General features: G+C 45.4%; 10 protein-coding genes. 1 reads left to right on the top strand and 9 read right to left on the bottom strand.

Annotated elements, in window-relative coordinates; all coding sequences use genetic code 11:
- Positions 1–75 precede the first annotated feature (75 nt).
- From ACTNB3_RS04630 to ACTNB3_RS04590, 9 genes are all read right to left on the bottom strand, one after another.
- Positions 76–1,086, bottom strand: coding sequence for a glycosyl hydrolase 53 family protein (locus ACTNB3_RS04630; protein ID WP_441024637.1), 1,011 nt, complete (start codon positions 1,084–1,086; stop codon positions 76–78).
- Between the two features lie 32 nt (positions 1,087–1,118).
- Positions 1,119–1,337 carry a hypothetical protein gene (locus tag ACTNB3_RS04625; protein WP_441016838.1) on the bottom strand — a complete coding sequence of 73 codons (219 nt, stop codon included), beginning with the start codon at positions 1,335–1,337 and terminating at the stop codon, positions 1,119–1,121.
- Positions 1,310–3,142 (bottom strand): hypothetical protein, encoded by a 1,833-nt coding sequence (locus tag ACTNB3_RS04620; RefSeq protein ID WP_441024636.1) that lies wholly within the window; start codon positions 3,140–3,142, stop codon positions 1,310–1,312. Before ACTNB3_RS04620 ends, ACTNB3_RS04625 begins: the two co-directional genes overlap by 28 nt.
- Before the next feature lie 58 nt (positions 3,143–3,200).
- Positions 3,201–4,007: a carbohydrate ABC transporter permease gene (locus ACTNB3_RS04615; protein WP_427808612.1), complete on the bottom strand. Its 807-nt coding sequence runs from the start codon at positions 4,005–4,007 to the stop codon at positions 3,201–3,203.
- Between the two features lie 16 nt (positions 4,008–4,023).
- Complete coding sequence (locus tag ACTNB3_RS04610) at positions 4,024–4,923, bottom strand: carbohydrate ABC transporter permease (RefSeq protein WP_427808600.1); 900 nt, start codon at positions 4,921–4,923, stop codon at positions 4,024–4,026.
- 85 nt (positions 4,924–5,008) lie between these two features.
- Positions 5,009–6,316 carry an ABC transporter substrate-binding protein gene (locus ACTNB3_RS04605; RefSeq protein ID WP_441024634.1) on the bottom strand — a complete coding sequence of 436 codons (1,308 nt, stop codon included), beginning with the start codon at positions 6,314–6,316 and terminating at the stop codon, positions 5,009–5,011.
- Positions 6,317–6,533: 217 nt separating this feature from the next.
- Entirely contained in the window at positions 6,534–7,043 is a 510-nt protein-coding gene (locus ACTNB3_RS04600; RefSeq protein WP_441024632.1) for a hypothetical protein, read from the bottom strand.
- Between the two features lie 4 nt (positions 7,044–7,047).
- Positions 7,048–7,980, bottom strand: coding sequence for an AraC family transcriptional regulator (locus ACTNB3_RS04595; RefSeq protein ID WP_441024630.1), 933 nt, complete (start codon positions 7,978–7,980; stop codon positions 7,048–7,050).
- Positions 7,981–8,003: 23 nt separating this feature from the next.
- Positions 8,004–8,831 carry an AraC family transcriptional regulator gene (locus ACTNB3_RS04590; protein ID WP_441024629.1) on the bottom strand — a complete coding sequence of 276 codons (828 nt, stop codon included), beginning with the start codon at positions 8,829–8,831 and terminating at the stop codon, positions 8,004–8,006.
- Between the two features lie 201 nt (positions 8,832–9,032).
- On the opposite strand from ACTNB3_RS04590, the gene ACTNB3_RS04585 reads away from it, so the two are divergent.
- Positions 9,033–12,131 (top strand): glycoside hydrolase family 2 TIM barrel-domain containing protein, encoded by a 3,099-nt coding sequence (locus ACTNB3_RS04585; protein WP_441024628.1) that lies wholly within the window; start codon positions 9,033–9,035, stop codon positions 12,129–12,131.
- The last annotated feature ends 121 nt before the right edge of the window (positions 12,132–12,252 follow it).

Genomic DNA, 12,252 nt, shown 5'->3' with positions numbered 1-12,252 from the left:
CTGGGGGAAGAGGGAGAGACAGAGGGACAGGTTCCGTGGCTCACAAGTGAGTCACGGAACCTGTCCCCCTGTCTCTCATTCAGCCGCCTGCTTATCATCCCGACAGGCCGTCAATGCTTTATTATATTTCAGCTTCTTATCCCCGACAAGCTTTGCTGCGCTCAGAGGATAGTGATCCGGCAGGATCGCAGATGTCGCTTCCGGTTCCCAGTAGAAGATGCATAACTCCTCCTGGTCTTCCATCTCCTTCATCGCTTCGATGGCATCTTTCACAATTTTGTAACTTTCTTCTTCATCCTGATCCGGACCGCCGACTTCGGCGATCAGAACCGGTTTGTGGTATTTCTCAGAATACATTTTCAGCCATCCTGCGAGTTTTTCCTTGCTGCTTTCTATTTTTTGCCAGTAAGGATAGTAGGAAAATCCCAGGATATCGGTCTTCCCGTTTTGAGCGAAGAAATTATCCAGGAAGGGAACGCATTGTTCTTCTTCGACGACAGCGGCAAGATGTGTGACAACCTGGCTGTCCGGACATACTTCTTTTACAGCATCATATCCTGCGTTCAGGAAACGTACCAGTTGTTCCGGGGCCTTTTTCAGGTTTCCGTGGGGCCACATGATTCCATTGTTGATCTCATTGCCGACTTCGACCCATTCCGGATACACGCCACTCTCTTTAAATAAGGAAAGTACTTCTCTCGTATGTGCTGCAACGCGTTCGATGAGCTGTTCGTCTGTATCGTGTTCCCACGCCTTCGGCGGATCCTGAATTTCCGGATCTGCGAAATGGTCGCTGTAGTGGAAATCGATCATGAGCTTCATGCCCTGAGCTTTTACGCGCTTTGCCATATCAAGCGTGTTTTTTGCATCACAGAATCCCAGCATACAGGTTTCATTTTCTCTTTTCTGCCAGTATGCCGATTCCGGCGGGTTCACAAATACGCGTAAGCGCACGGCATTGACTCCCAGTTCTTTTGAGGCTGCAAGAATATCGGTTTCTTCTCCGTTTTCATTCAGCCATCGGTATCCCATGGATTCCAACTGTGATGCCCAGCCGAGATCCACTCCATAGACCATTTTCTTCATAATAAAGCTTTCCTCCTTATGTCAGCAGATGACTAATCGAAATCATATTTCGTAAATCTTTTATGCATTGCTTTATATTTGGTTCTGACCATCTCATTTCCTGCGAGAACCTCTTCTTCTGTTCCGGTAAACTGGCACCGCAGACAGTAATATTCGTCCTTCTCTTTATCGTAGAACATATCAATATCCAGATCTCTCATGAAACAAGACGGACATCTGTAATTTAATTTGCCTTTTCCAGCTTGAGCCATGTTGTAAAGACCTCCTTATCTGCAACTTTCTTCTTATAACCAAGAGTAAACATTGGAGAAAAAGCATATCCTTCACGAACATAACCTTCTCCGCCTTTTGATGCCTCCATAGATACTTTCGTCTCGATTGCAGGAATCACTGCGGATACCGCATCTGCATCCGCAAGGCTTTCTTCTCTGCATTTATATGCATAGATGATTTCTTTTGGTTCTTCTCCTTCACAGCGAAGTACGATTCCATTCATATCCTCCGGATACTCGGTCGTTCCATAGCATGCTACCATATATTCGTTGATTTCTACCTGTGCTTCCGGATGACTCATTTCAAGAATCTCCCGTTCGATCCGTACCGTTCCGGTTCCTTCTTCGAAATACAGTCTGCTCTGAAGCTTCAGTGTCAGATCGTAGAATTCGATATCGACCGGATCCAGTGTCAGGATTCTGGTATTTCCTTCCTGTGAGAAATGTGCTTTCGTACGGCACAGACACAAGTCTACTTCTTCACCCTGATAGCAGATCTTTGCGCTTCGGATCGTTCCTTCTCCCGCATAGTGTGTAAAGTAACCTGCACGGTACTTTTCCTGAATCAAGAATGGATAAGAAGCATCCTGCACATGTCTGGTTCCGATGCCGACTTCCCATTTCAGTTTCGCCGCATATGGTCTGAGGTCCACGATCGCTCCGCCCTGGTCCATATTGACACCAACGCGCATATATGGATCCGTATACCAGAACAGCTGCTTGTCAGAACCATAAAGGATATCTCTCCAAAGAGCACATTCCGGTTCGGTGTAGGTCTTCTTCTCGCGGTAATAGTCGGCAAATTCGGACATGGTCATATCGATCAGTTTGCCCTGTTTTTTCAGCTCGCCGTAATATTTGCAGCCGTCGGAATAAGATTTCAGAAGCAGTTTATACGGTGCTTCCCATCTTCCCATCTTATTCATCCAGCCCGGTCCGACGAACATCATGTTATACGCATAACCGTTGTTATACTTTTCCTGTGCACGATACTGATCGATCAGATTATACAGATATGGATATTCCCATGTCTTGGAATCATAGATCATACCGCGCAGCACGTTCTGCGGATGTGTACCGAAGTTGGATCCGTTACCGTCGTAGCATGCCAGAAGGTCTCTGGAAAGATGCGGGATCGCAACGATTCCACTGTCCTCCGCCTCATTGGCCGCCGGTGCATGTGTGTTCTGTTTGGAAGGAATCCATGGCGCCCACGGACCACCGTCAAACAGTGTGTACCAGGAATTGTTACAGGTATGGTATGCTTTCGGACCTTCTTCCCAGCAGGTAGCGATCGCACATTTTACAGAAGGATATGCTTCCTTAATGTAGTTTGTAAGATCCGCATCCATATAATAAGATCCTGTTGATTCCGGATAGAAGCCGAATCTTTCGTGGAATTTTTCAAAGACATCATCCACGATCTTCTTCTTGTCTTCCATTGAAAACATCCAGATACAGAAATCTTTTGTTTTATATTTTTCTCGGAACTGTTCACACGGAAGTCCGAGCAGCGAGAGTGCGATCTCGTCTCCATATTTCTCATGATCGTCTTTTGCAATCTGAACTGCTTCATCATTGAAAAGCGATGCATAGGTCATGTGGATCGTGACCTTCAGGCCATTTTCATGTGCCAGTCTTTGCTGTGTCTTGAAGATGTCCAGAGATTCTGTCAGAAGCTTTTTATCCCCAATATCTTCTTCTTTTCCATGACCGGTCACCGTAGCGGAATACTCCGGAACCATCTCAGGCCTGTGGATTACATTCAGAATGAATTCACCCATTTTTATTCCCTCCTAATCTAGTTATATCGAAATGTTGAAATAAGAATTTTTTCATGGTTTATTTTACCGCTCCGGTCAAACCTTCAGCGAACTGTTTCTGCAGAATGAAGAAGATTACCATCGTAGGAACTGAACAGAACAATACGCCGAGCATCAATACGCCGTAATCGGTCGTGTATCCGGATGCCAGGTTTGCAATCAGCATCGGCATCGTCTGCGCATTTGTGTCTGTCATGATTACCTTCGGCCACAGGTAGGAGTTCCATGCATTCATGAATGTTACTACTGCTGCTGCAGCGTAGGTTGACTTCATCATCGGCATATACATGCGGAAGAAAATCTGAATTTCTCTAAGGCCGTCGATTCTGGCCGCCTCCATAACATCGACCGGGAAGTTACGCGAGTTATTTCGGAACATCATGATCAAAAACGGAGTCGATATGGCCGGAAGGATGAAGCCCCATACAGAGTTCAACAGTCCCATTTTTGAAACCATCCGGAATAATGGAATCATCGTTGCCACACCCGGAATCATCATGGCAAGCAGAAGGATCGTAAATACAATATCTTTCTTCTTGTCATGATATAATTCAAAACCAAATCCTGCCAGTGAGCAGATGAGAAGCGCCAGAATCGTCTGCACGAATGCATAAATAAAGGAGTTCCACATCGTTCCCCAAAGGTCACGCCCGGCTGTAAGATTTGCAAAGTTTGTTGCAAGATAGGTTCCCGGAAGCAGGCGTCCCTGCGCTACATCGAAGGATGTATTTGTTGCTGCGGAAATCATCCAGTAGAACGGGAACACCGAAATAAATGATACAATTATGAGGAAAACATAGGTCGGAATCAACCGGCGCTGGATCATACTTCTGTTCTTTTTCTCAGTCACGTGTATCACCTACTTTCATGTTAATTAATGCCAGAATACCTACCATAATAAATACGAAGAATGCCATAGCTGTTGCATAACCGAAGTTGGCAACACCGGTACCGAACGTATTATTGTAAATATAATGTGACATTGTGATGGTCGAATTTGCAGGGCCACCGTTTGTAAGGTTTACAGACTCATCGAAGAGCTGCAGTGTACCGTTGATTGACATAATGAATGTCATGATGATTGTCGGTTTCAGAAGCGGAACCGTAATTCCCCAGAATGTCTTCCAGCCGTTTGCGCCGTCGATCTTTGCCGCTTCATATACCGAATATTCAATGTTCTGCAGGCCTGCCAGATAGAACACCATATTGTAACCGGTCCATCTCCAGATCAACGCGATAATGATAACCGCCTTGGCGCTGGTCGGATTTCCCAGGAAATTGTAGTTCTGTGACAGGATTCCCAGATTCACGAGAATCGTATTGATAAGACCTTCTGTAGCAAATAAAGATTTAAAAATCAAAGAGTAAGATACCAGCGCTGTTGCACATGGCAGGAAAACGCATGTACGGAAGAATCCTTTGAATTTCAGATCTCTGTTGTTCAAAAGCTGTGCCAGAAGAATCGCAAGTACCAGCATGATCGGAACCTGGATGATCAGATATAAAAATGTGTTTCCTACAGAACGAAGAAACAGTTTATCCGAAAACATTCTCACATAGTTGTTAAATATCGGCTGATTCCACTGCATGTTCGCACTGGAACCGGTCTTCAGTGACATCAGAAATGCACTGATCATTGGCCAGAAACTCATCACTGCAATCAATACAGTTGCAGGAGTAAGGAAAATCCATCCTGCTCTGGACTGTTTCTGAAGTAAAGTTAATCCTCTCTTCTTTTCCACTTTATGTCCCCCTATCGGTAAGAAAAGAGGGGAAAACGGAAATCGTTTTCCCCGTTTGCCTTAGCTCAATCCTAATATCTTTGAATTAGTTGCCCATTTCGTGATTCAACTGATCCTCAGCAAGCTGAAGTTCATCATCAATATTTCCGCCGTTGATAATGTTGATGATTGCAGCTGCAATCTGTGTACGGCAGGTATAGTGATAATCACTCTGTTCAATGGTCTGAACATGAGTTCCCATTTCTACGATCTTTGTATAGATTGGCTGGTCGTTGAAGAACACAACACCCTGATTGTATACATCAGACTCACCTGCCGGAGCATAACAAGAAATTACGCCGCCGTCTGTAAGAGCCTTGTCATATGTAGCTGTGCTTCCACCAAATGTGTATGCAAGGAAGTCTTTTGCAAGGTCTGTCTTCTTGCAGTTTGCTGTAATGTAAAGAGAAGCGCCACCGTTAGAAGCATATCCCTCTGCACCTGTCAGAGTCGGCATCGTTGTGATCTCCCATTTACCGCTGTTAGCTTCAACCTTTTCCATGGTCGGAATGATCCAGTTACCGTTCATAACGCCTGCAACCTGATCGCCCTGGATTGCCTGGTCTGTGTAATCTGACCAGCTGTTGGAAAGAAGGAGCACGCCTTCCTGAGCCATTTTCACGATTGTCTGAACAACTTCCTTCAGAGTATCATTTCCAACAATGTACGGTTTTCCGTCTTTGAACTGAGATACACCCTCTGCCTGAAGCATCAGATATACAAGGTCATTGCCGTCACCGTCCATACACATCAGATATTTTCCTGTCTTTTCTTTTACTACTTTACCGATCTCAATGAATTCATCCCATGTAATTCCGGTCATGTCATCGATGGTATATCCACATTCTTCCAGAAGGTCAACACGATAAGCAGTGATAACTGCACCGTTGTCTACCGGCATACCGAAATGCTTGCCATCAATTGTAGAATACCCCAGCTTTTCCTGTGAGAAATCATCCCATTTTACATCTGCATCGTTGATGTCCTGCCATGCATCCGGGTAGTTTGCATAGTAGTTTGCAAACCAGTGATCCTGGAACAGAACAATGTCCGGCAATGTCTCATAATTGCCTGCTGATGCAGCGGTTGTGATCGCCGTCTCAATGTCAGCTGAGCCGGACTGTTCTTTGATTTCAAGAACGAAATCCGGATTCACATTCGCCTTGTAATCCTCGGCTGCAGCCTGAAGAGCAGGGATGTTGAATGACGGATCCCATGCTGCAACCGTCAAAGTGTTTTCATCACTGCTTGTTGCCTCTGAAGACTCTTCAGAGCTTTTGCCGCCTCCGCATGCTGCCAGAGAAAGCACCATGGTACCGGCGAGAAACAATGCCATCAATTTCTTTTTTTTCATACTGAATCCTCCTTTTTCTTTGAAATGCATTTGTGCACATCGCTTAATTTCCGCATTTCTTTTTGTGTTTCTCTAGGCATAATTATACTTGCCCATATCATTTAATTGCGGATATATTCAATTAAAAAAGAGGCATTTTCAATCATTTTTTCGCCTTTCATTCGACGTTTTACACAAAAAAGACCAGCATCCCAAAGGATAACTGGTCATTTTACCGTCATGAAAGGAAAACTTTTTGTGGATACATACGTTTTATAGCAGCAATCATATCATCTTCCAGGTCCAGGAGTAATTTGATTTTCTTTCTGTTTTCCATAATAATCATAGTATAATAAGGTATTTCCGGCTCATAGGAAGTATAGTCGAATTTCGGAAGTATTTCTGTCCCCCCGTTTTTCCGGTATTTTGCCACCGCATCATGCCAGTTCGGCGCGAGCACTTCCATATCTTTCAGATTCAGCACATGTACTTCCCTCCGATGCCGTTTTGCCTGTATAACAGAAATTGTAAATTGATTGCCTTCCATCACATATTCATAATCTTTCACGGCATATGTATCATATAAAAAATACATCCCCGCTGTCAAAAGTGCCAGAAACAGCATCCCTCTGTCAAATATGATGCCTATAAGCACAAAAAGCACACAGAGGACGATCATCACATTCTTCAATACTTTTGTGGAAGTCTTGATCCTCTTATGCACCTGTTTCACCATTCTGTAATCCATGTTGCTACCATCCTTTCAATGCACTGATATTAAAATCCATCATCTGTCCGGCATAATTTTCCGGCGATTTTTTCCACTGATACGGTGACATGCCTATGATTCGCTTAAAATTACGGTTAAAAGTAGACACATTGCCATAACCGACCCGGTAAGCAATTTCGTCCATCGTTGCATGTTTCTTAAGAAGAAGATTGCATGCCTCGTGAATCCGTATGACATTGACATAATCATTGGGCGTCATATTCATGCACTCCTGAAAAATCCTTCGGAAATGACTTTCACTGATATTGCACACATCCGCAAGGTCCTGTATACGGATGTTTTCATCATTATAATGAGCTTTCACATAATTCAGTGCCGGCACGATCTGAATATTCCGCGGATTCTTTCTGGACATCTTACTGTTTACATTATGGATCCGGATCAATTCTACTGTAAAAGACTGAAGAAGTCCACGAACCTTCTCATGATACATATATTCTTTTCGGTAATTCTCCTCGCGGATCTCCATAATAATATTGGATAATGTCTGATATTCTTCTTTCTGGTAGAACAGTGGTTCCGAATAAATCATATTCAACAGCTTTTCCGTATCAAGCTTATTGTGCGACATTTCATTCATATCCTTTATCACATTGTCCATGTCAAAATACATCCACTCCCAGTAGGCAACGGTTCCTTTATCACTTGTATTATTGTGTGGATAATTCGGGGGAATGATCAGAATACTGTCCTTCTGAAATGTACAGTTCTTGTCACGCAGCGTACATTCCCCATGTCCGTTGTAGCATACTCCGATCTCCATATAATTATGGAAATGAAGATCCACGATATCCTGCCCGTAAGGACGGATCCAGTCTTCCCCAAGCAGTGCGAGAACCTGTGTATTTGGTCCCATCTCATAAAACCGGAACTGCATTTTATCTTTCTTTTTCATCACCATTTCTCCCTGTCACGAACTCATTTCATGCATCTGTATTCCGACGGTGTACAGTTCTTATATTTCTTAAACACCTTCGAAAAATACAGATTATCCTCAAACCCCACTGAATGTGCAATGCTTCCCACCGGAAGTTCTGTTTGATTCAGTAGCTGGCACGCCTGCCTGATCCGGTACTCCAGAAGATATTCTTTCGGAGACTGCTTCATCATCGTGCGAAACAGACGAAAAAGATAACTTCTGCTGATTCCCGTATAAACTGCGACATCTTCCACCGTGATCGGATATGAATACTGTTCCGCGATATACTGTCTGGCCCGCTCCACATAATGCTGCTGAAGATTGTCTGCTTTTTCTTCTCCCTTCGAATGCTGCATCAGAAATCCCATCAGCGAGTAGAGTGCCCCCGTCATGGCAACCGCGTCACGAAATGTATTTCCATTCGCATTGTACACTGCCTGGATCTTCCGGAACAGCTCGTCGCTGATCAGTCTCTGATCCAGAACCGGATTCTTCTTTGAAAAATCGGTATTTGCAATCATAGAATAGGCATCCGTGCCCGCAAATCCTACCCACGCATACTCCCACGGTTCCTCCTCATCCGCGCGATAACTGGCTTCTACATTTGGAAACAAAAGGAACGTATCACCGGCATTCAGATGATACATTCTTCCCTCAAGCACATAACTCCCCTTTCCGCGAATAACATGATGGATCAGATAGTGATCCCGGATTCCGGGGCCCCACTGATAACCCGGATGGCATTTTTCATAACCGGTATTGTATACAGACAACGAATTCAGTAGTTTGTCGGTAGCGTAATATTCATATTTGTATGTATCTGCCATATTCCCCTCCTCTGTTTTCGCAGCCATCTGACGATACGATTGTTTCTTTTCTTCAGTATAATGTATATAAAGTCGAAATACAACATTTTTCCATATACTGGAACCGAATTTATATTGCACAATTCGACTCTGTTGCTCATAATGAAAGTAATATCAACGAACAAGAATCAATCCGATGCGAGATTCTACAGGAGGTTTACCATGTTTGATTACAACAAATTAAAAGACAGCACCTTTTTCAAAGAAAATGTTCTCCCGGCTCACTCCGACCATGAATATTTTCCGGATGAAGAACATTTAAGAAACAAAGAAAATCCATTTCGCTTTTCACTGAATGGTATCTGGAAATTTTCCTACGGCCGGAATCTTTCTGATACAGTCAAAGATTTTGAATCTTTAGAACATGACTGCAGAAACTGGAGTGATATCCGTGTACCTGCCCATATTCAGATGGAAGGCTACGATATTCCTGCATACGTTAACACCCAGTATCCATGGGACGGTCGTGAAGACATCTGGGACGGGGAGATCCCGACCGAATTTAATCCGACTGCAAGCTATGTGAAATACTTCCGTGTACCGGAGCACATGAAGGGCCAGCCGTTATTCATTTCCTTCCAGGGTGTGGAAAGTGGAATGGCGCTCTGGCTGAACGGACACTATGTCGGATACAGTGAAGACAGCTTCACTCCTTCTGATTTCGAGCTGACGCCTTATCTGACGGAAGGCGAAAATAAATTAGCCGTCCAGGTATACAAATGGACCAGCGGAAGCTGGGCGGAGGATCAGGACTTCTACCGTTTCTCCGGCATTTTCCGGGATGTTTTTCTCTACACCAAACCGGCTGTACATATTGATGATCTGAAAATCCGTACCCTGCTGGATGACACCTGTTCCACAGGCGAACTTTTGATCGATGTCCGGTCTCTTGGAAATGGAACCGTGAAAGCCAGACTGACCAGACTGCCTTTATACCATTTTCCGGGCAGCACAGCTGACGATCCGGGCGATGAAGCGGCGGACAAATTTGCCGAAGCCGAATTTACCCTCTCTGACGGTGAAGGCCATCTCAGCCTTTCTCTCCAAGGCTTCCGGCTCTGGAGCGCCGAAGTGCCGAACCTGTATGAACTTCTTCTGACCGTTGAGGATGAAGCAGGAAAGATTACAGAAGTGATCGCAGAAGGCGTCGGTTTCCGCCGTTTTGAACTGAAGGACAGCCTCATGCTCCTGAATGGAAAGAGAATCGTATTCAAAGGCGCCAACCGCCATGAATTCAGCACATTTGCAGGCCGCGTTCCGCAGCCGGAAGAGCTTGTTCAGGATGTGGTTACCATGAAATGCCACAACATCAACGCGATCCGTACCTGCCACTATCCGAACGATTCCAGACTTTATAAGTTGTGTGACGTATACGGTCTCTACCTGATCGACGAAAACAATATGGAAACCCACGGTTCCTGGGATGTTGTGATCCGCGGAGGCGATTATGAATATGCGATTCCGGGGGATAAACCGCACTGGGAAGCACCACTTCTTGACCGTGTCAATTCCATTTACCAAAGAGACAAGAACCATCCGTCTGTTCTGATCTGGTCCTGCGGAAATGAGTCCTACGGAGGAAGCGTGATCAAAAAAATGTCCGATAAATTCCGAGAACTGGATTCGACCCGCCTTGTGCACTACGAAGGAGTCTTCCAGGATCGCCGCTACAACGATACAAGCGATATGGAAAGCCAGATGTATCCTTCGGCTGCCAGAATTCAGGCCTTCTTAAACGAGCACAGGGACAAACCGTTCATCTGCTGTGAATACACGCACGCCATGGGAAATTCCTGCGGAGCCATGCATAAATACACAGATCTGACGGACACAGAACCACTCTATCAGGGAGGATTCATCTGGGATTATGTAGACCAGACGATTACCAAAAAAGACCGTTACGGACAAGAATTCCAGGCATACGGCGGTGACTTCGGCGAACGTCCGACCGACTACAACTTCAGCGCCAACGGAATCGTATACGGCGGCGACCGTACTCCGTCTCCGAAGATGCAGGAAGTCAAATTCAATTATCAGAACATTACCGCAGAAGTAAGCCGTGATAAGGTTCTTGTCATCAACAAAAACCTGTTCACCAACACCGACACCTTCCGCTGCATCGTCACACTGGCCAAAGACGGAAAGCAGATCCGCAAAGCCACACTTGCAACAGACGTTGCACCGTTATCCAGCCGGGAATACGATCTGCCGATCCCTGAACAAACAAAAGCCGGTGAGTATACCGTAACCGTATCCTTCCATTTAATAGAGGATACCCTATGGGCTCCGGCCGGTCATGAAGTTGCATTCGGACAATATGTATACACCGTTTCAGAATTTGACCGTGCGCTTTCTTATTCCTGTGAAAAACCGGTCAAAATCATCAGAGGAAAAGTCAACATCGGCGTAAAAGGCGAAAACTTTGATGCACTCTTCTCCTATCTGACCGGTGGACTGGTATCCTACCGGTATGCAGGTGTGGAAATGATCGAGAGCATTCCAAAACCGAACTTCTGGCGCGCCCCGGTAGATAACGACGAAGGAAACGGAATGCCGATGTTCTACGGCCAGTGGAAGCTCGCAAGCCTTTATCTGTCGCACAAAGATTTCCTTTCTTCTGCTTCCGGACCTGTGAAATCCTATGACCCGGTGCTTCAGGAAAACGAGAACAGTGCAACCATCACATTTACCTATGTACTGCCGACGAAACCGGTCGCAGACTGCAAGGTAGCCTACACCGTATATGGAGACGGAACCATCGAGACAACCTTATCCTGCGATATCCCGGAAGGTCTGGGCTCCATGCCGGAATTCGGAATGATCATGAAGATCAATGCCGATTACAATCAGCTGGAATGGTACGGAATGGGACCGGAAGAAACTTACGCAGACCGGTGTAAAGGCGGCAAACTCGGCATCTACAAAAATCAGGTTGCCGATAACGTCGCACACTATATCGTTCCGCAGGAGACCGGAAATAAGACCGGTGTCCGCTGGGCAAAAGTAACCGACAAACGCGGCCGCGGACTGTTATTCACCGGTGACGGTATGAATTTCTCCGCCCTTCCATGGACACCGCATGAGATGGAAAATGCCCGCCATCCATACGAACTGCCGGCTGTACATTACACGGTGATCCGTACTTCCCTGGCACAGATGGGAATTGCCGGAGACGACAGCTGGGGTGCGAAAACACACCCGGAATACCTGCTTCCGGCAGACGGACATATGGAATTTACCTTCCGGTTTAGAGGAATTTAATTAAGAGAGAGAGACATGGGGGCCCGGGAACAGTACAACAACTAGTTGCACTTAAAACAACCCCAGTGAAGAGGGGTTTTTTTATAATATTTTTTAATCGTGCGGAATCCGCGCACCCACC

Source organism: Bariatricus sp. HCP28S3_D3 (genome assembly GCF_052065755.1).
Taxonomy (GTDB): Bacteria; Bacillota; Clostridia; order Lachnospirales; family Lachnospiraceae; genus Allocoprococcus.
The sequence above is the reverse complement of the archived record's forward strand: the minus strand, read 5'-3'. Positions and strand labels throughout refer to the sequence as shown.

What these genes read in the sequence shown, in the direction of transcription:
- ACTNB3_RS04605 (WP_441024634.1), bottom strand. Translation starts at nt 6,316, where the DNA reads ATGAAAAAAAAGAAATTGATGGCATTGTTTCTCGCCGGTACCATGGTG.
- ACTNB3_RS04615 (WP_427808612.1), bottom strand. Translation starts at nt 4,007, where the DNA reads ATGATCCAGCGCCGGTTGATTCCGACCTATGTTTTCCTCATAATTGTA.
- ACTNB3_RS04625 (WP_441016838.1), bottom strand. Translation starts at nt 1,337, where the DNA reads ATGGCTCAAGCTGGAAAAGGCAAATTAAATTACAGATGTCCGTCTTGT.
- ACTNB3_RS04620 (WP_441024636.1), bottom strand. Translation starts at nt 3,142, where the DNA reads ATGGGTGAATTCATTCTGAATGTAATCCACAGGCCTGAGATGGTTCCG.
- ACTNB3_RS04630 (WP_441024637.1), bottom strand. Translation starts at nt 1,086, where the DNA reads ATGAAGAAAATGGTCTATGGAGTGGATCTCGGCTGGGCATCACAGTTG.
- ACTNB3_RS04600 (WP_441024632.1), bottom strand. Translation starts at nt 7,043, where the DNA reads ATGGATTACAGAATGGTGAAACAGGTGCATAAGAGGATCAAGACTTCC.
- ACTNB3_RS04595 (WP_441024630.1), bottom strand. Translation starts at nt 7,980, where the DNA reads ATGAAAAAGAAAGATAAAATGCAGTTCCGGTTTTATGAGATGGGACCA.
- ACTNB3_RS04590 (WP_441024629.1), bottom strand. Translation starts at nt 8,831, where the DNA reads ATGGCAGATACATACAAATATGAATATTACGCTACCGACAAACTACTG.
- ACTNB3_RS04585 (WP_441024628.1), top strand. Translation starts at nt 9,033, where the DNA reads ATGTTTGATTACAACAAATTAAAAGACAGCACCTTTTTCAAAGAAAAT.